General features: G+C 44.8%; 17 protein-coding genes and 2 tRNA genes. 2 read left to right on the top strand and 17 right to left on the bottom strand.

Annotation, left to right across the window (positions count from 1 at the left end; genetic code table 11):
- Positions 1 to 3: 3 nt before the first annotated feature.
- From ftsW to mraZ, 9 genes are all read right to left on the bottom strand, one after another.
- Positions 4 to 1,164 (bottom strand): putative lipid II flippase FtsW, encoded by a 1,161-nt coding sequence (ftsW, locus tag BLP80_RS08630; RefSeq protein WP_090542313.1) that lies wholly within the window; start codon positions 1,162 to 1,164, stop codon positions 4 to 6.
- Between the two features lie 3 nt (positions 1,165 to 1,167).
- Positions 1,168 to 2,577, bottom strand: coding sequence for a UDP-N-acetylmuramoyl-L-alanine--D-glutamate ligase (murD, locus tag BLP80_RS08625; protein ID WP_090542311.1), 1,410 nt, complete (start codon positions 2,575 to 2,577; stop codon positions 1,168 to 1,170).
- Entirely contained in the window at positions 2,574 to 3,659 is a 1,086-nt protein-coding gene (gene mraY / locus BLP80_RS08620) for a phospho-N-acetylmuramoyl-pentapeptide-transferase (protein ID WP_090542309.1), read from the bottom strand. The genes murD and mraY overlap by 4 nt, the downstream gene beginning before the upstream one ends.
- A gap of 83 nt (positions 3,660 to 3,742) precedes the next feature.
- Positions 3,743 to 5,128: a UDP-N-acetylmuramoyl-tripeptide--D-alanyl-D-alanine ligase gene (gene murF, locus BLP80_RS08615; RefSeq protein WP_090542307.1), complete on the bottom strand. Its 1,386-nt coding sequence runs from the start codon at positions 5,126 to 5,128 to the stop codon at positions 3,743 to 3,745.
- On the bottom strand, positions 5,125 to 6,687 hold the full coding sequence (locus tag BLP80_RS08610) for a UDP-N-acetylmuramoyl-L-alanyl-D-glutamate--2,6-diaminopimelate ligase (protein ID WP_090542305.1): 1,563 nt from the start codon (positions 6,685 to 6,687) through the stop codon (positions 5,125 to 5,127). The genes murF and BLP80_RS08610 overlap by 4 nt, the downstream gene beginning before the upstream one ends.
- The gene (locus tag BLP80_RS08605; protein ID WP_090542303.1) at positions 6,684 to 8,411 is read right to left on the bottom strand and encodes a peptidoglycan D,D-transpeptidase FtsI family protein; all 1,728 of its coding nucleotides are present in this window, start codon (positions 8,409 to 8,411) and stop codon (positions 6,684 to 6,686) included. Before BLP80_RS08605 ends, BLP80_RS08610 begins: the two co-directional genes overlap by 4 nt.
- 2 nt (positions 8,412 to 8,413) lie before the next feature.
- Positions 8,414 to 8,722 carry a cell division protein FtsL gene (gene ftsL / locus BLP80_RS08600; protein ID WP_090542301.1) on the bottom strand — a complete coding sequence of 103 codons (309 nt, stop codon included), beginning with the start codon at positions 8,720 to 8,722 and terminating at the stop codon, positions 8,414 to 8,416.
- A 4-nt stretch (positions 8,723 to 8,726) separates the two neighbouring features.
- Entirely contained in the window at positions 8,727 to 9,671 is a 945-nt protein-coding gene (gene rsmH / locus BLP80_RS08595; protein ID WP_090542299.1) for a 16S rRNA (cytosine(1402)-N(4))-methyltransferase RsmH, read from the bottom strand.
- A gap of 15 nt (positions 9,672 to 9,686) precedes the next feature.
- Positions 9,687 to 10,133: a division/cell wall cluster transcriptional repressor MraZ gene (gene mraZ / locus BLP80_RS08590; RefSeq protein ID WP_090542298.1), complete on the bottom strand. Its 447-nt coding sequence runs from the start codon at positions 10,131 to 10,133 to the stop codon at positions 9,687 to 9,689.
- 318 nt (positions 10,134 to 10,451) lie between these two features.
- Here mraZ and BLP80_RS08585 point away from each other — a divergent pair, with 318 nt between their 5' ends.
- The gene (locus BLP80_RS08585; RefSeq protein WP_090542296.1) at positions 10,452 to 11,096 is read left to right on the top strand and encodes a DNA-3-methyladenine glycosylase family protein; all 645 of its coding nucleotides are present in this window, start codon (positions 10,452 to 10,454) and stop codon (positions 11,094 to 11,096) included.
- 40 nt (positions 11,097 to 11,136) lie between these two features.
- Here the strand turns inward: BLP80_RS08585 and BLP80_RS08580 are convergent, their stop codons facing one another.
- Positions 11,137 to 12,114: an ABC transporter permease gene (locus tag BLP80_RS08580; RefSeq protein ID WP_090542294.1), complete on the bottom strand. Its 978-nt coding sequence runs from the start codon at positions 12,112 to 12,114 to the stop codon at positions 11,137 to 11,139.
- Positions 12,115 to 12,139: 25 nt separating this feature from the next.
- Positions 12,140 to 14,311: an ABC transporter substrate-binding protein gene (locus tag BLP80_RS08575; RefSeq protein WP_090542292.1), complete on the bottom strand. Its 2,172-nt coding sequence runs from the start codon at positions 14,309 to 14,311 to the stop codon at positions 12,140 to 12,142.
- A gap of 458 nt (positions 14,312 to 14,769) precedes the next feature.
- Here BLP80_RS08575 and BLP80_RS08570 point away from each other — a divergent pair, with 458 nt between their 5' ends.
- Entirely contained in the window at positions 14,770 to 15,555 is a 786-nt protein-coding gene (locus tag BLP80_RS08570) for an enoyl-ACP reductase FabI (RefSeq protein WP_090542290.1), read from the top strand.
- A 15-nt stretch (positions 15,556 to 15,570) separates the two neighbouring features.
- Here BLP80_RS08570 and BLP80_RS08565 read toward each other — a convergent pair whose 3' ends face one another.
- The 6 genes from BLP80_RS08565 to BLP80_RS08540 form a co-directional block, all read right to left on the bottom strand.
- Entirely contained in the window at positions 15,571 to 17,457 is a 1,887-nt protein-coding gene (locus BLP80_RS08565; RefSeq protein ID WP_090542288.1) for a SurA N-terminal domain-containing protein, read from the bottom strand.
- Between the two features lie 89 nt (positions 17,458 to 17,546).
- Positions 17,547 to 17,623: transfer RNA gene (locus tag BLP80_RS08560), tRNA-Asp, on the bottom strand.
- 31 nt (positions 17,624 to 17,654) lie between these two features.
- A tRNA-Val gene (locus tag BLP80_RS08555) sits at positions 17,655 to 17,730 on the bottom strand.
- Between the two features lie 23 nt (positions 17,731 to 17,753).
- Complete coding sequence (locus BLP80_RS08550; RefSeq protein ID WP_090542286.1) at positions 17,754 to 18,026, bottom strand: HU family DNA-binding protein; 273 nt, start codon at positions 18,024 to 18,026, stop codon at positions 17,754 to 17,756.
- A 282-nt stretch (positions 18,027 to 18,308) separates the two neighbouring features.
- Positions 18,309 to 19,298: an NAD(P)H-dependent glycerol-3-phosphate dehydrogenase gene (locus tag BLP80_RS08545; RefSeq protein WP_090542284.1), complete on the bottom strand. Its 990-nt coding sequence runs from the start codon at positions 19,296 to 19,298 to the stop codon at positions 18,309 to 18,311.
- A complete protein-coding gene (locus BLP80_RS08540; RefSeq protein ID WP_256325022.1) occupies positions 19,295 to 19,753 on the bottom strand; it encodes an SH3 domain-containing protein in 459 nt (152 codons plus the stop codon). The genes BLP80_RS08545 and BLP80_RS08540 overlap by 4 nt, the downstream gene beginning before the upstream one ends.
- Positions 19,754 to 19,766 lie beyond the last annotated feature (13 nt).

Raw genomic sequence — 19,766 nt, 5'->3', positions numbered from 1 at the left:
TCATCACACGCTTAATCCTTTTATTTTTTGCCGGTTCTCCCAATCCACTCGCAGTAAAACAGCAAGCGCAATACAGGTAATGACGATACTACTGCCCCCAAAACTCATAAGCGGTAGTGTTAATCCCTTAGTCGGCAGCACGCCCATATTCACACCCATATTGATAAAGGCCTGGAACCCTAGCCAGACGCCAATACCTTGCGCCACAAGTGCTGAGAAATAGTTTTCTAGCATGGCAGCGGTGCGGCCGATGACAAAAGCGCGCATGAGTATACAGGCAAACATCGCCATGACCGTTGCCACCCCCACAAACCCCAATTCTTCAGCAAGCACAGCAAACATAAAATCAGTATGTGCTTCCGGCAAATAAAACAACTTTTCTACACTCCCCCCCAGACCCACACCCAACCATTCACCTCGTCCAAATGCAATCAATGCATGACTTAACTGATAACCCTTGCCATAAGGATCAGCCCATGGATCCAGGAAACCATCAATACGGTTACTACGATAACCTACTGTTACAATTAATAAACTCAAACAAACGATTAACAGACCAGTCACTCCGGCAAACAGCTTTAGATTCATCCCCCCCATGAACATGATGGCAATCGCAATGCCAGTCACGACCACAAATGCGCCGTAATCAGGCTCCCGCAGTAACAAAAAACCTACCGCTGATATCAGCGCCAAAATAGGCAAAAGACCTTTACGCCAGTGATCCAGGTAAGCCAATTTACGCGCCACATAATCCGCAACATAAATCACCATCAACAGCTTCATCAGCTCAGATGGCTGAAAGTTGACTATTGCCAATGAAATCCATCGCTGACTGCCATTAATTTCACGGCCAATTCCTGGAATCAATACTAAAATTAATAATATAATTCCGACTAAAAACAAATACGGACAATATTTCCGCCATGCGCGCATAGGGAATTGGAAAGCAAAAAAACCCATCAATAGACCCACAAGCAAGTAAATGCCATGGCGTATCAAATAATGGTATGAGCCACTTTCACCATATTCCGACTCGGCGATTGCGATTGATGCAGAATAAACCATGACCAACCCCAAGCTTAGCAATACCAGTGCCGACCAAATCAGATAGAAATCAAAATCGATTGTTATTTTCTGGCGATTAACAGCGGGCTGGTCAATCATGGATCAATGACTCTCCTGATCAGAACAAATAAACTTTTCCTCAATTTCTTTGACAGCAGCAATAAAAACCTCTGCCCGGTGGATGTAATTCCTAAACATATCCAAACTAGCGCAGGCTGGAGACAGTAGTACCACATCACCGGGTCGTGCCAATAAAAAACTTATCCGTACAGCTTCATCCATTGCTGCAGCATAATGGATCGGAACCTGGCAATCGGTGATCGCATCAGCGATCTCTTTAGCATCACGACCAAGCAGCACCACTGCCTGCGCGTAGTCAGCTACGGGTTGCTTCAACGGAGAGAAATCTTGCCCTTTTCCATCTCCCCCTGCAATCAGCACAATGTTTTTCTGCATCCCATTCAACGCTGCAATCGCAGATCCCACATTGGTGCTTTTGGAATCGTCATAAAAAGTAACATTATTAATAACAGCGATTTTCTGCATGCGATGAGGCAATCCCTTAAACTCACGCAAAGCTTTTAACAAAGGCTCATAGGGCAATGCTACAGCACGACACAACGCCATCGCTGCCAGGGCATTGGCAATATTATGCATACCCGGAATCATCATCTCTTTAGTGTTCAGTAAGTACATTCCCCCCTGAACTAGCCACAGATCTGCTCCACTTCGCAGCAGGCCAAAATCCATATCAGAGACGGGTTCATCCAAGCCAAAAGTCATCTGTTTTCTGCCAGGTATTGCCATGGCACGTACTGTTGCATCATTCCGATTCAGAATCTGGATACTTTTGTTATCACCGACAAACAGTCTTGCTTTGGCTGCAGCATAGTCATGCATCCCTGCATAGCGATCAAAGTGATCTTCACTTAAATTGAGCACTGCCGCTGCATCAGCACCAAGATTTTGTGTTGTTTCTAGTTGAAAACTAGAAAGCTCCAACACCCAATACTGCGGCAATTTCCCTAAATCCATGCGTTGCATCAGTGTTTCCAATACCGCTGGGCCAATGTTACCTGCCACTTCAACATCCCATCCTGCATTTCTAACCATGTCACCGACCATCGTCGTAACAGTCGTCTTTCCGTTCGATCCAGTAATTGCCAGAATTTTGGGTCTCGGTTGCTCAAGCTGATCCAGCGCCTGGACAAATAATTCAATATCTCCTACCACAGGGATTTCACGCTTCACAGCCTCTTGCACAAGCGGCTCAGCCAACGGTATGCCTGGGCTGATCGCAATGAGCTCAGCATCATCAAATGCTTCTGCCCTGAATGGTCCGTTGTATATTTTTGTGGCAGGAATCACCTGTTCCAGTGCTTCACGATTAGGCGGCGCGGTACGGTTATCAGCGATACGCACCTCTGCACCCAGGCGGGTCAACCATTTCGTCATGGATAGACCGGTATCACCCATTCCCAGAACCAGCACTTTTTTATCACGTAAATTCATCGCAGCTTCAATGTTGATAATCCCACTAATACTAGAATGATCGTCAAGATCCAGAATCTGACGACCACCTGATTCTCCTGCCATCCTTTCAATTCATAATGATGATGAAGAGGTGCCATACGGAAGATACGCTTACCGAATAACTTAAATGAAGCTACTTGCAGCATCACCGACAAGGCTTCCATGACAAATACTCCCCCCATGATGACCAACACGATTTCCTGGCGAATAATCACGGTTATCACACCTAATGCTGCACCCAGTGCAAGCGCGCCAACATCGCCCATAAATACTTCGGCCGGATAAGTGTTAAACCAGAGAAATGCCAGACCAGCACCTGCAAGGGCGCCACAAAAAACAGCCAGCTCACCTGCGTCGGGGATATAAGGAATGCCAAGATATTTTGCAAAGACAACATGGCCGGCCACATAGGCAAAAATTGCCAGCGCACCACTGATCATGACCGTTGGCATAATGGCAAGGCCATCCAGCCCATCTGTTAAATTCACGGCATTGCTCGTTCCCACGATAACGAGATAAGTCAGCAGTACAAAACCAGATATACCCAAGGGAATCGCTACTTCTTTAAAGAATGGCACAATCATATTGGTCTGCTCCGGGAACTCGGCAATTGAAACGAGATACCATGCCACACAACATGCAATGAGTGATTGCCAGAGAAGCTTAGCTGATGCAGAAAGACCCTTGGAATTACGATGCACTACTTTGCGATAATCATCTATCCAGCCAATGATACCGAACCCCAAAGTTGTCAATAAAACAGTCCAAATATAATGATTAGACAGATCCGCCCATAACAGTGTTGTAATCATGATTGCAACGAGTATCAACGCTCCCCCCATCGTTGGGGTACCCGCCTTAACAAGATGAGTTTGCGGACCGTCATTGCGCACGGACTGGCCGATTTTATATGCCGTTAGCTTGCGTATCATCGCCGGGCCGACGATGAATGAAATCACCAGGGCGGTAAGTGCAGCCAGCATCGTGCGTAAAGTAATATAGCTAAAAACATTAAATGCACGAATATCTTGTGCAATCCATTGGGTGATTACTAATAGCATTTTTATCCTTAGAACAATACAGGTTGCTGATATTGCATTTGACTACCACTGCCATCCACTTCTCGTCAAGAATCCATAGCGCCTTAAACCTCTAATCGTCTTATCACCCGTTCCATCTGCATAAAACGCGAGCCTTTTACCAATATGGTGACATTGATGTCCAGTAACTTCTCAGCTTCCACCAGTAAGGCATCCATACTTGTAAAATGGCGGGCGCTGCTACCAAATCCAACTGCTGTATGCTTGCTTAGATCACCCAACGTAAGCAATTCCGTTATTCCGGCATGACTCGCTTCCACGCCAATCTGGTAATGGAAATCTGCTGCGCCTGTACCTAATTCCCCCATATCACCAAGCACCAGCACTTTTTTTCCAGGCGAATTAGCCAGCACTGCGAGTGCTGCCCGCATTGATTCCGGATTGGCATTATAAGTGTCATCAATTAAAGTCGCTTTGTATAAGCCAAGTTTCTTTTGCATACGCCCCTGCACGCCACTGAACGCTTGTAATCCTGCTGCGATCGTCTGTTTATCGATACCAATAGCAACCGCTGTCGCTGCGGCTGCAAGAGCATTGTAGATATTATGTTGTCCGGGTACTTGTAATCGCATCTCCTCACTCCCCTCTGGAAGTTTCAGTATCCATACATCTCCGGAAGAATCAGATTGGTGATAAGCAGTTACTTGTGCTGGATTATTCAAACCAAAATCAATGATCCGCCTATTTTCTGCCAGCCCGCGCCATAGTGAAGCATGCTCATCATCTGCATTGATAATGGCTACTCCTGTATCACTCATCAAGCCCTCAAAGATTTCACCTTTGGCCCGCGCCACCGCTTCTACTGACCCCAGTCCTTCAATATGGGCTGCGCCAGCATTGGTAATAACAGCTACGGTTGGTTTAGCCAACCGAGTTAAATAAGCAATCTCACCGGCGTGATTCATTCCCATTTCAATCACGGCATAAGCATGCTGTTCACGCAGCCTTAACAGCATTTGTGGCACACCGATATCATTATTAAGGTTACCTAAGGTCGCCAGCACACTGTCTGAAGCGGAATCGCTTTGATCAAGGCGTGTCTTAACAGCCTCACGAAAAATGGAGGCTATCATTTCCTTGACAGTCGTTTTACCATTGCTTCCAGTGACTGCCGCGAGTGGCAATGAAAAACGCGTGCGCCAATAAGCTGATAATTGACCTAGACTTAGTCGGGTATCACAGACTTGTATCCAGCAAAACTCTGATAGGGATTCTCCATTATCAGCCTTTTTCTCAACCAAGGCAGCAACGGCCCCTTTCTCTCTTGCATTGGCAATAAATTGATGGCCATCGAATCGTGCGCCGGACAATGCTACAAACAGGTCGCCATGTTTGATCGTTCGACTATCGGTACTCACGCTTGTGAACAACACATTTTCACCCCACCAGTCTGCGTTAAGAGCACGGGCAGCTTCCAGTACCGTCATCATCTTTGTGCCTGGAATTTCAGGTTAGTCAGATCATGTAACACTTGTTGCGCAATTTCACGGTCATCAAACGGAATCTTTTGTCCCTTGATTTCCTGATACGCTTCAGATCCTTTACCGGCTATCAGCACCATATCCCCTTTACGCGCATTGTGTATCGCCTGATAAATTGCAGAGGCACGATCTTCTTCAATTGAATAATTATGGTGGGATATACCCGAGACTATTTCGTCAATAATGGCTCGCGGCTCTTCGCTGCGCGGATTATCGCTGGTAATGATGACTTCATCGGCAAGCCTCGTGGTAATTTCGCCAGCTAAGCTGCGTTTTCCCCGATCCCGATCACCACCACAACCAAATACACAAATCAGCCTCGGATTTCTTAAATCAAACTTATTTCTTGCTTGCCTGCTATAAACTGTTTCTCGTAACTCCGTCAACACCTTTTCCAGAGCATCCGGGGTATGGGCATAATCAACGATTACCACGGGTTGATTTCCCCCGCCAAACTTCTCCATTCTGCCTGCAATCGGTTTAACCTGTGATAATGCAGCCACCGCCTCGTGGAAATCGATTCCATTCGCAAACAAAGTAGCCAGAACAGCCAGCAGATTCGAGGCATTGAATCTGCTCAGAACATTAACCTGCAAGCTTCTCCGCTGCCCTTCAAACTCCACATCGAATTCCAGGCCATCAATGCTCACTTTAAGGTTCCTTCCCCGCAGTATCCTCAAGTTTTGTGGATGTCTTCCCATATTGTCTGGCTGGTTAAATCCATACCCGATAACTTGCATATCTTTGTGTGCAAGCTGACGAGACAATTCCATTCCCAGCATATCATCCAGATTTAAGACCGCGCATTTAAGTGTTGGCCAGAAAAATAATTTTGCTTTGGCAGCAGCATAGGCATCCATACTTCCGTGATAATCAAGATGATCTCGTGACAAATTAGTCAACACTGCCACATCAAATTCAGCGCCATTAATTCGCCCCTGAACAAGACCATGGGATGAAACCTCCATCGCTACATACTCTGCACCGTCTTGCAATATCCTCGCAAATTCCGCCTGGAGAGACACTGCCTCCGGCGTCGTATTTTGCGACTGTTTTAGCGTTTCTAAAAATCCATTCCCTAATGTGCCAATAACTGCTGTTCTTTTCCCCAAAGCTGTCATTGCCTGAGCATACCAGTGGCTACATGAAGTTTTACCATTAGTGCCAGTAATGCCTACCAACCATAATTCACGTGAAGGATATCCATAAACATGACCGGCAATCACTCCGGCTTTAGCTTGCAACCCTGCTACTGCACAATTGGGTATTTTCCATAGCGGATCCCAAGAAAATTGATTCTTCTCCCAAATCACAGCCTTAGCACCTACTGCAATGGCCTGAGGAATATCTTTACGCGCATCATATCTCTCACCGGCATAGGCAAGAAATGTATCACCTGGCTTCAACTTACGACTGTCCGCAGTCAAGTGCTCGACTGGCACGCCAAGCTGATCAAGAAGTTTGGCTACAAAATTTCCATCTGATTTCCGCATAGATTCTGGCGTCATCCCTCGCTCTTCAGCGTAACAGGCATAGGAGAAGTTACAATATTGCCAAGTGCATCATGTGGAACACCCAATTGTCGCAAAGCACCCGTCATCACTTGGCTGAATAGAGGGGCTGCCACGGCTCCTCCGTAATACTGACCTGCCGAAGGCTCATCAATCATGACTGCGACAACCAGACGGGGGTTAGATACTGGCGCATAGCCAACAAATGTAGAGATATATCGGTTTTTTGCATAACCTTTCATACCTTCCAATGGCTTATGGGCTGTTCCTGTTTTTCCAGCAACCCGATAACCGTTAACTTTAGCTTGTAACCCGGTACCACCAGGCTGGACCACGGTTTCTAGCATGCTGCTCATGGCCAACGCCGTTTTGCGAGAAATCACTTGCTGACCGACAGGGGGAGCGTCACGTTTCAATAGTGAAACAGGCTTTAACTGCCCTTCAGCAGCAAAGATAGTATACGCTCGCGCCAATTGCATTAAATTGACCGATATTCCATGACCGTAGGACATTGTGGCCTGCTCGATCGGTCGCCACTTATGATACGGGCGCAATCGACCGTTGACCTCCCCAGGAAAATTCGATCCTGTCGGCATACCAAAACCGGAACGGCTCAACATTTCCCACAATGTTTTAGGAGGTAATAGCAAAGCAATTTTTGCGGCACCCACATTACTCGATTCCTGGATAACTTGTGATACGGAGAGTGTTCCTTTATTACGGACATCACGTATGGTAGCGTTTCCGATCTTGAGTGTACCTGGAGATGTTTGAAACAACGTATCAGGGTTAATCTTGCCTGTTTCCATCGCAACAGCAACAGCAAATGGCTTCAGGGTCGAGCCCGGCTCAAAGACATCAACCAATGCCCGATTACGTGTTTTTCCTGCTCGTATACTTGATCGTTGGTTAGGATTGTACGTAGGATAATTGGCTAATCCCAGCACTTCTCCTGTCTGCACATCCAGCACAATAACACTACCCGCCTTGGCATGATTGGCTTTTACTGCTCGCTTTAGCTCCCGGTGGGCAAGATACTGTATTTTACTATCAATCGATAACATCAAATTTTGACCAGGCCTAGGCGAGCGAATTTTCTCGACACTCTCTATAACACGCCCGATACGGTCCTTAATCACACGACGGCTACCGTGCTCGCCAGTAAGGATATCTTCCCATCCCAGCTCCACGCCCTCCTGCCCCTTTCCGTCTATGTTAGTAAAACCAAGAATATGGGCAGCCATCTCACCTGTTGGGTAATATCGATAAAATTCCCGCTTAAGATACACACCGGATATATTCAAGTTAGCCACACCAGATGCCATTTCCGGTGACAACTGCCTTCTTAGATGGACAAATCTCTTATCTTGATCAGAAATCCGCTTACGAATATCGTCCACATCTATTTCGATTAAATGAGCTAATGCCTGCAATTGCTCCGGCGTAGCATTCATTTTCTGCGGATCAGCCCAAACAGATTTTACGGGCGCACTGATCGCCAGTATTTCACCATGCCGATCGGTTATTTTCCCACGCTGCGCATTCAATTCCACGATACGGCTATAGCGGGATTGTCCTTGTTGTTGCAAAAAATCCTTATTCAGCCCCTGCAAATAAATGGCACGCCCTGCCAACGCAACCAAACCCAGCAGCAATAGCATTATCAGCAAGCGTGAACGCCAGATAGGTAAAACTAAAGACAATGCAGAGTCGCGCCTCATGATCAACGAAACTCCTTAGAAGAAGTAGAATAAGCTGGACCTGCGGAATAATCGGGCAAAATAACCCGAATGCTTTGGGGTGCTGGCACGATCATATCAAGCTGCCCCCGGGCAATTTTTTCAACATGGCCATGCATTGCCCATGTTCTCTGCTCAAGTAGCAACTGATTCCACTCTATTGTCAGTTGATCAGCCAGCTCCTGTTCTTTCTCCAGCGATATGAAAAGCTTACGTGCCTCGTGCTGCGAAGTTACTATGCCCAACCCACAAATAACAAGAATTATAGCCAGGGAAATATTCAGTTTAATCATATAATTACTCGTTAATTATGATTCTTTCTGCCACACGCATGACTGCACTTCTAGCTCGTGGATTAACCGCTATTTCCCGTGCACTGGGACGCAGTGCCTTACCTATTATTTGTAACCGCTGCTTACTCAAATCCTTCACCTCTTTATCACGCAGAGGAAGTTTGCGCGGCAACCTGTCTGGACTTGCTTCAGTGCGCATGAAACGTTTTACTATACGATCCTCAAGCGAATGAAAACTGATTACAACCAATCGCCCTCTTGGGTTTAATAAGTCTACACATTGCGGCAAGGTTAATGACAATTCTTCAAGTTCTTGATTGAGATGAATGCGTATCGCCTGAAAAGTACGTGTCGCCGGATGCTGCTTTCCTCCCCGCTGATACTCATTCGTACGCACGACCGCTGCTACGATCTCGGCAAGCTGAATCGTGGTTGAAATGGGTTGCCGTGCTCGTGCCATAACAATTGCCCTTGCAATCTGCTTAGCATGCCGTTCTTCACCATAGTTTCTAATCACCTCTTCCAATTGCGGTTCTGTAACAGAATTAAGCCACTCTGCTGCTGTTTCTCCACAGCTGGTATTCATACGCATGTCAAGCGGCCCTTCCGAGCGGAAACTGAATCCACGCGCGCCTTCATCCAATTGCGATGACGAAACCCCAAGATCCAGCAGCACCCCATCTATCCGCTCTACCTTTAATACTTGCAATTCCTCCCGCATCTTGACATAACTGCTATGTCTTATATCGAATCGCTTATCATCAATCTGCGCCGCCACTTTAACTGCGTCCAAGTCCTTATCAAACGCAATCAGGCGGCCTTTCTTACCCAATCGAGATAAAATCAAACGACTATGTCCACCGCACCCAAACGTCCCATCCACATAAACACCGTCTGTTCTGAGTATCAGCGCATCGACAGCTTCATTTAGCAAAACTGGCAAATGCACAGCAATACCACAACATTACAATGAGAATCCTTCAAGCTCGGGTGGCATATTGCCATCTTTGTAAACAAGTGCTGCCTCAATTTCCTGATTCCATTTCTCAGCATCCCACAACTCAAATTTTTCACCCTGACCTACCAATACAATATCCTTGGTCAAACCGGCAAACTGGCGTAATGGTGTCACTACCAGTATCCGTCCAACACTATCCATCTCAACATCACAGGCATTACCCACAATAAGACGCTGCAAACTACGGCTCTGTGGATTGAAACTAGAAAGACTATTCAGTTTTTTTTCTATAGGTTCCCAGGCGGGTTGGGGATAAATCAGTAAACACCTTGAAGGATCAGCAGTAATCACCAAATTCCCGGCACAACTGGACGACAATTCCTCACGGTACCTTGCAGGCACCGCAAATCTACCCTTGCCGTCCAAGCACAGTTGTGTAACGCCACGAAACATGCTGCCCCTTTATTTCCCAGAAAACTTTACCCTACACCCAATACCCCCACGATTCCCCACTTTAATACTCTTAACCCCACTCTTTTCCACTCTAATCAAAAAAATGAGCTCAGTCAAGTAAAAAACCATGCACTTTTACTTTAACGACAAAGACTTAAGAGCAAGCGAACAAAACCTTAAAAATAAATAAGATAGACGTAATATTGCGAGTAAATTGCCGATTAATATCGCTAGCGCATCATGTAAAATGATCTCTCGATCAAGCAACAAATTATTTTTAGCTACGAAAGCAAATACGGTGAACAAATACGGTGAAGAATGGTTTTACTCAGGAAAGAACAACGTGTAGCACCCGTATTCTGGGAACAGGCGACGGATAATTTGGCAAAACGAGATCCCGTCATGCAACGGCTCGTTAGCCAGTTTAGCGAATCAACGCTTCACTCACACGGAAACGCTTTCACTACACTGGCTCGCGCCATTGTTGGTCAGCAAATTTCAGTCAAAGCTGCAGCAAGCGTATGGCATAAACTAGAGATTGCTTTGTCAGAGACCACCCCTGAGAACCTGTATAGCATCGATGCCAATACATTACGGGCATGCGGCCTGTCTGCTAGAAAAATAAGCTATCTACAAGATCTATCCCAGCGATTCATAAACGGCGGATACGACGAAACTGCCTGGCAGGAAATGAATGATGAGGCGCTGATTGCTCACCTTATCCAGATAAAGGGTATTGGTCGGTGGACCGCGGAAATGTTTCTGATCTTTCACATGCAGCGACCAGACGTATTACCATTAGACGACATCGGGTTGCAACGGGCTATCAGCATTCACTACAACGCCAATCAGCCAATAGAGAAGAGTAGAATACAAACCATTGCTACGAACTGGCAGCCTTGGCGTTCGGTTGCAACATGGTATTTATGGCGCAGTCTCGATCCCATACCCGTTGATTATTAGGCAGAAAGTATTCCATGATGCATAGCATCCATTGCATTCATTACCCCAGCCTGATTCTTGGATCTACCAGGGTATAGGATATATCGGTCAATATCAGACCTATGATATAAAACAATGAGCCCAGAAAGACCATAGCACGCACTACGGCAAAATCCTGCGAATTGATAGCTTCGATGGTATAGCTTCCCAATCCAGGTATGCCAAAAAACGATTCGGCAATCAGGCTGCCAAGAAACAATAATGGAATCACTACCACTGCGCCCGTAAGAATCGGAATCATGGCATTTTTAAGCACATGTCTGAATAACACAATGCTTTCTGGCAAACCTTTTGCGCGTGCAGTCCGAACATACTCCTTATTCATTTCTTCCAGAAAAATTGTGCGATACCATCGCACATTCGCACCAGCACTGCCCACTACCCCGATGATAATGGGCAAAAGCAGAAATCTGCCTGCATCCAGTCCATTACCATAACCAGAAATAGGTACTAAATGCCATAGCTTACCCACAAGGAATTGTCCACCAATAATGTAAAACAGACTTGAAATCGACATGAGCGCCACACACAATACAATGCCCCAGAAATCTATATAAGTCATGCGAAAAAAAACCATAACTAGCGCAAAAGTAATATAAACCAGCAATCCCAATAAGAATACTGGCAACGCAATGGCTAAACTGGGCAGCATTCTGGATTTAATTTCGTGCGCAATATCGCGTCCATCATCAGCACGGCCAAAATCAAATACGAACATTGCAATCGATTTCTCAAAGAAAATAGTGCTCGTCAATTTTGCAGCACCTTCAGCCTCTGTGTTATACAGCAGAGGCTTGTCATAACCGCGCTCTTGTTTCCATTTTATGATTGCCTCGTCAGTCACATACTTGATACCTAGATGCATTCGCGCCATATCATCAGGAGTGTTAACCACAAAAAATAAGGTAAACGTGATGAGATTAACACCCACTAAAATTGGAATTGCATAGAGAACACGTCTAATAATGTAATTAAGCATATTGACTTAAAAATTACCCTATAATTTATGCAGCGGATCTCTTGAGTTCGACCTTTCGCTCTCTGCGGCGATAGGCAATGACTCCAGGAACAAGACTTAATACAAGCACAGTTACTCCCGCTCCTATTGGCCATATCACCGGCTCATTCCATTCACGCCGCTTTTGCTCACGCAAAGCAGGATCAATGCGCAGATATTTAATATTGTTATAAGACAATTTATTAGGTTTCACATTTCCATACCAAGCATGATACAAAGCATAATCTTTTGGGTGGTACCCCCACAGCCAAGGCGCATCCTGACGCAGCATTCCTACCATACGATCGATGATCTGCTCTCGTTCTGGGCTATCTTCCATTTTTTCCATCTGCTCGAACAAGCTGTTATATTCGGCATTATCATAATTAGCTGCATTGTTCCCGCTATTATTACCAGCTTTACCCTGAGGGCCGTATAGTAAAAACAGAAAATTTTCAGGATCAGGATAATCTGCATTCCAACCCCACTCAAAAATCTGGGCATTACCTTTGCGTATCTTGTCCTGAAAGCGGTTATAGTCAGTGCTTCGAACAACCAGCTGAATATTAATTTTTCTAAATTGTTTGCGCATCCAGTCAAGTATTGACTTGTCATCTGCACTACGTGCAGTGACATCGAAATACAATACAAGCGGCGCACCGGTTTTAGCGTCTATACCGTTGGGATAGCCGGCTTCCGCCAGTAATGCTTTGGCCTCATTGATCGACCTACGATGTGCCCGCCCGTCTTGCCATTTATAGACGATCGGATTGACTCCCTCCTCGCCTTCTCGATAGCCGGTAATCCCGGGTGGAATAGGGCCCTGTGCAGGGATGCCTCGACCATTGGCAAATATCGAGACGTATTCCTCATAATCCACTACTATTGAAATTGCTTGCCGTAATTTACGGGCAGATTGTTTTTCTTGCTTAGTACGTCCTCCCACAACCGGGTCAAGCATATTGAATCCGATATAATAAGTAGAAGGCGCTACAGCTGTCTCCAATCGTATTCCCTGAGACTGCATCACTTCTGTTACTGTTGCCTCACCTTGTCCAGTTAATTGCACTGCCTGATCAAAACTATCAGAGCCGATTCCTGAAGCATCATAATATCCCTGCAGAAATTTGTTCCAACGCGGAATACCCTCCTTCTCACGACTGAATATAATTTTGTCTATGAATGGAAGGGGTTTACCGGCATCCTCCAGCAATCCATTTTCTATATCATCAGGCATACCCTCGGAAGGATAAAGCTCTCCCTGAAAACAGGGATTCCTTTCCAGGACCATAATTCGATTAGGATCATTCTCAGTAAGCATATAAGGTCCCGTACCTATGGGATACCAATCCAGTGTAATATTTTTTTCTGCAAACCCTGACTGAGCGTAAAAGCGGTCCGCTTCCCATGGAATGGGTGAAAAAAACGGCATTGCCAGCCAATAAATGAATTGGGGATACTTACCTTTTATCTTGATTCGATAAGTATACGCATCCACCCATTCCACTCCTTCCAATCGAAATTTGCGCAAATCAAAGTAAGCATCTTTAGACGCGGCATCAGCCTCCTTTCTTAAGGTTTCAGCATACTCTCTGAGCCCTACGATATAGTCTGCCATTAAACCCAATATGGGGGAATGCAATCTTGGGTGTGCCAAGCGTTTGATTTGATAAATATAATCCTCCGCTAGCAATTCCCGCATACCCGTTTGAGAGAAATCGGTAAGCTTGAAAATTTCTCGCAAATCCTTTCGGGTTAGATCGTGATAGAGGAACGCTTCCTGATCATCCCTTGCAAATGCTGGATGAGGCTGATAATAGATACCTGGCTTAATAGAAATCTCATAAACGGAATAGGCAATGCTTGAGACATCAGTCTCGGCAGGCAAGAGTTCTCCATTCACGTCGAAATATTGCACCACAGGCATCTTGTCCACCGTCTGCGGGATAAGAGCATAGGGACGTTTCAAATAGTGATACTGCAAAGGAGGTTGGTATATCTGAGCAGTAAACAAAATTTCATTGGAACTATATGATTGAACGGGATCAAGATGTTTCGGGCGTTCGGCAAATGCATTGTAAAGAATATTTTTTCCGGAATCATCCCTTGGATAGGGATGATTCCATATTGTCCCACTACAGGCCGTCAGGAATAAAATCAAAATAATAAGTGGATTCATTTTAAGGAATCCTTAAAAAAGAAATTGGATATCCGGGATAAAAAAGTATCCAGGTCATGTCACTGCAATTGAAAATAAATCATTCAACATGATATCGATGATGAGCCACTGTATCTACAGTATTTAGTTTATTTTTCACCGCTTTTTTACAGGAGATAGCGTAGGAAAATACGATGATAGATAAATATACATTTATATTTAGCCCGAATAGTTTATAAATTCGCGTGATGATCACGCAGGATTTTGATTAATAGGAAAGTTTTGAGAAAGAGGGGTGTAGTGATTCATACACCCGACTGAGCAAAATCTTTCTTATTAATCAAAAGACAAGTGAGGGCACGTGCCAATTTATGAAATATTCGGGTTAGCTGTTCGACAATTTAGTAATCCCCGCTATACTCCTTTATCATAAACCTTAAGCTATAATTATTTTAAATTTGACAAACGGAAGGACATATATGGGATTTCTAGACAATAAGCGTATCCTCATCACCGGGTTACTCAGCAATCGATCTATCGCCTATGGTATAGCCAAAGCCATGAAACGTGAAGGCGCACAACTTGCCTTTACCTTCCAAGGAGAAGATGTAAGAGATCGCGTTGCAAAACTAGCTGGTGATTTTGAGAGTCGCTTGCTGTTTCGTTGTGATGTAAGAAATGATGAAGAAATTAATCAGTGCTTTGAAGATTTAGCTAAAGAATGGGATGGCCTTGATGGCATTGTACACTCCATCGCATTCGCACCACGAGAGGCATTAACTGGAGATTATCTTGAAAGTGTAAATCGTGAAGCATTTCATATTGCCCATGATGTCAGTTCTTATAGTTTTACAGCATTAGCAAAAGCTGGCTTGGCATTAATGCAAGGAAGGAATGCTGCACTTTTAACACTCAGTTATCTGGGGGCTGTCCGCGTCATGCCAAGTTACAATGTCATGGGCCTAGCTAAAGCCAGCCTGGAAGCAAATGTACGATTCATGGCTTCCAGTCTGGGCAAAAAGGGTATACGCGTAAATGCAATCTCCGCTGGGCCGATTAAAACACTGGCCGCATCCGGTATAGGAAATTTTGGAAAGCTTCTAGGTTATGCTGAAAAGGTTTCCCCATTACGAAGAAATGTAACGACCGAGGAAGTTGGTAATGCTGCCGCTTTTCTCTGTAGTGATTTAGCAAGCGGTATTACGGGTGAAATTACCTATGTTGATGCTGGATTTAATACAATCGCTTTTGATCTCGATGAATAATAATCTTTTAAGCTGTTAGTAGCTTTCTTCCTGGATTTTTACATCGTATCGCTGCCTAAGGCCAAGTTGATACGATGATAATTCCTCCTGAACAAGCATCTGTTTTAATTGATTAGCAAGAGCCTGATATTGAGCCTTATCCTTATCTGAAGAAGTTGGTTCAATAACACGATTAATACGGATCAAGTTGAAGTTGCCATCTGACCCCACTATTCCTGTATAAACTGGTAACTTATCTATTTCTGTTTGGAAAATAGTACGCAAAATACCTATATCTATCCCTTGCGGTTGCATATAAGATATCTCTTTAGCATCACCCCATGAAATTGATTCGTCTTTACCTGCCTGTAATAGAGCCAGTTTGGCTCTACCTTCTTTCTCAGCCATTTCAGTAGCGAGCTGTCGCTTCACTCGCTCACTGATTTCATCTCTAACCACATCTAATGATTGAATTGCGGCTGACTCGTGCTCCAATACCCTAGCAGAAACAAAAGTATCAGGCATTACTTCGATTGCTTCTGTATTGCGCTTATCATTAACAGCATCCTCTGAAAAAATTACTTCCAGCAATTTTTCGTTAGCAATGATGGCGGGTTCCTTCGATTTTCTATCGACCCACCCGCTTTGTTTAATTGACAAGCCAAATCTTTCCGCGGCTAGTTGCAAAGTATCACTTTGCTCGTATACCGTATTACTAAAATCTTCTGCAATTTCACCAAAATTACTTGCAGCCTTCTGACGCTTCAGAATTTGCTCAATGTCATCTCTTACCTCTTCCAAGGGCGCCACATTGGCCGGTTTTATTTCTGAAAGCTTGACGATATGAAAACCAAAAGCTGTTTCAATGGGACCTCGAATTTCATCAGGCTGCATCTGGAATAGCTCATCTTCAAACTCCTTAACCAACACGCCACGCCTTAAGAAACCGAGCTCTCCTCCCAATTTTGCTGAGCCAGGATCTTCCGAATGCTCACCTGCTAGCTCAGGAAATTTCGCTGGCTCTGCTTTTAATTGAGACAGTAAATTCTCCGCTTTGCCACGCGCCACAGCTTTCTCATCATCTGAAGCTGTTCCAGAAACAGCTATTAAAATATGACTGGCTTTTCGCTCTTCCTCCTGCCCATACTCACTTTGGTGTTCATCAAAATATTTTTTGATTTCATCTACGCTAACTTCTTCTTGCTGAGCCCATTCTTCTAGAGATAACACCAAATACTCGATGCGCACTCGCTCAGGCAAAAGAAAATCCGCTTGATGATTATCATAATAAGACTGTATTGCTGCTTCCTCCGGAATAATCTGTGATACGAATTGCTTCGGCTCAATCAGAGCTTGATTTATTTCACGCTTCACTTCACTTAAGTGAGCTACATTCCGGGCTACAGTCTCTGGAACCATCGCGCTTTTTGCAATTGCTTCTTGCAACTGCTGCTGCATAATCTCAGTCGCCACACGCGACTCAAACATCGCTGGTGTCATTTCCTGGCGACGCAGTAACTCCTCATAGCGCTGGTAAGAAAACTTTTGATCATCGTGAAAAGCTGAAATACTCTGAATCTCACGTGCCAATTGTGAATCCAAAACAGTCAGTCCGACATTAACTGCCTCGCGTTTCAACAACTTTCTCTGAATCAAGTTATCTAAAACTGCTAGACGCATCTCAGGATTATCTAATAGCGCGCTATCAAAATTATCTCCCAGCATATTACGCATAGTCTCATGTTGATTCCTAAGCGCTTGCTCAAACTCTCTCCGCTGAATCTCTTCACCTTCAACAACTGCAACATAGCTCTCCCGACCGTCAGCACGATACGACTCCATGCCCCAAAACATAAATGGCAACACAGCCAGCAACAAAATAACCTGAACGATCGTCCTTTTTCGATGAACAAAATCAAACACAGCTAAAATCCAGTGAAATAAATGAGAAGTAAGGCTAAGTAGCGCTAGGACAACACTATTTAAATTCGCCCTTAATAATTATACTGACTTGGCGGAGTGGACGGGACTCGAACCCGCGACCCCCGGCGTGACAGGCCGGTATTCTAACCAACTGAACTACCACTCCTAACCTATAAAACCAACTCTTGCTCGCTGATTGGTGGGTGCTGACGGGATCGAACCGCCGACATTCGCCTTGTAAGGGCGACGCTCTACCAGCTGAGCTAAGCACCCCACCCTTCCCCCTAAGGAGATGCTTAGTTTACCGCATCTTTGAGCGCTTTACCAGCGGTGAATTTGGGCACTTGGGCTGCTTTGATTTTTATGACTGCTCCAGTACGGGGATTGCGACCGGTACGGGCTGCTCTTTTTCCTACTTTAAAAGTGCCAAAGCCAACCAACGTGACACTTTCATTCTTTTTAAGCGCAGCTTTAATCGCAGATAGCGCTCCATTTAATGCATCTCCTGCGGATGCTTTAGAAATACCGGCAGACTCTGCGATGGCATCAATGAGATCAGATTTATTCATTTAATTCCCCTTTTGGGTTATTGATAGTTAAATCACAAACAGAAAGTCTTGCAGATGCCCTTATATCAAGCCATCTTCACCTGGTCAAGTCATTGCCTGAAAATTTCTTTTTTTGGGTATTTTCAACCACAAATATAGAGATAATCTCTTAAAGAGCAGCAAGTAAGAACCAAGGAAACCAAACCCAAACCCGGCAAAATCTCATATTAAAAAATAAGTACCAATAGATTTTAAAAATACACATTTACTCAATGCGTCGCAGTGCATTCCAAGCATCAATAATTAATCAAACTCTGTTTTTGGTTCACGGTCGAGAATTTTTTTAACAACCCTTTCAGCAGGCACGTCATCATAAATAATACTACACACCGCTTGTGTCACAGGCATCTCAATCTTTAAGCGCCGACTCATTTGCTCTGCCTCTCGCGCCGTATGCACCCCTTCTGCCACATGCCCGATTTTCTGTAAAATCTCAGGTAGCAATTGGCCAGCAGCCAGCATCATCCCTACTTGCCGGTTACGCGACATGTCGCCGGTACAAGTTAATATCAGATCGCCAATTCCAGCCAACCCCATAAATGTCTCTCTACACCCCCCTAACGCCACGCCCATACGCGTAATTTCTGCTAAACCACGAGTTATCAATGCAGCACGCGCATTATTACCCAGCTTCAATCCATCAGAAATTCCTGTAGCTATAGCAATAACGTTTTTTATTGCTCCAGCCGTTTCTACACCAACCACATCGCTACTTGAATAAATACGTAAGTAGGTTGTGTGAATTTCGCCAATAATATATTTAGAAAACGCATCGTCATCTGATGCCAATGTTAGTGCTGTAGGCAATCCCCGCGCCACTTCTTGTGCGAAACTTGGGCCTGACAAAATACCATAAGGCGCTGTTGCAGAGTATACCTCCCGCACTACTTGATGGGGCAGCATTGCTGACCGTACCTCAAAACCCTTGCACCCAAGAATTACTGGTAATGCTCTACCTGTTCCTCTAATTTTCTGCAATAACTCACGCAATCCAGCAACAGGGATAGCCATCAGAATAAATTCAGCAGCCTTAACAGCAGAATCAAGCTCTGATGTCAATCTCAAGGAATCAGGCAAAAATAAATCGGGAAGATACCGCCGATTGACTCGATGCGATACAAGTTCAGCCAGTTGACCCGGATCTCTCGTCCACAATGTGACCTGATGACTCGCAGAAAGATTGATAGCCAATGCTGTGCCCCAAGCACCCGCCCCCAATATTGCAATCTTCATGAGCCCCAGACCTGATTAGATCTGATATAACCAATTTGACCATCCCGGCGACGTACTTTAACCCAACCAGCGATGTCGGAGCTTAACCATTCTACAACCACATTCCTTTCGACCTGAAAAACAAGAGGTGAATGAACATCCGCTGACTGATATACATCAGCAAATGGAGCAGTCACAATTACAAAGCGCTTATCACTTAGGAATTTCTTCTCTATCCATGCAATCGCGCCACTACTATCACGTACTTTAACCCAACCCTCAACTTTTGCTACTACTTCTAGTGGCAAATGAAGGCTTGCTACATATAATTTTTCAGCATTCAGCGAGGGAGCGTCATACATTACGACAGCATTCTCCGAGATAGAGAAAAATTCTGTTTCTGTAGCTACACTCCAACGCGGAAAAACAAGCAAAAAAAACAGAAAGAAACTTCCGATTAAGCCCCTTCTTTGCACCAAGCAGACCTCC

Origin of the sequence: Nitrosomonas sp. Nm132, from assembly GCF_900100485.1 — a bacterium.
Taxonomy (GTDB): domain Bacteria; phylum Pseudomonadota; class Gammaproteobacteria; order Burkholderiales; family Nitrosomonadaceae; genus Nitrosomonas.
The sequence above is the reverse complement of the archived record's forward strand: the minus strand, read 5'-3'. Positions and strand labels throughout refer to the sequence as shown.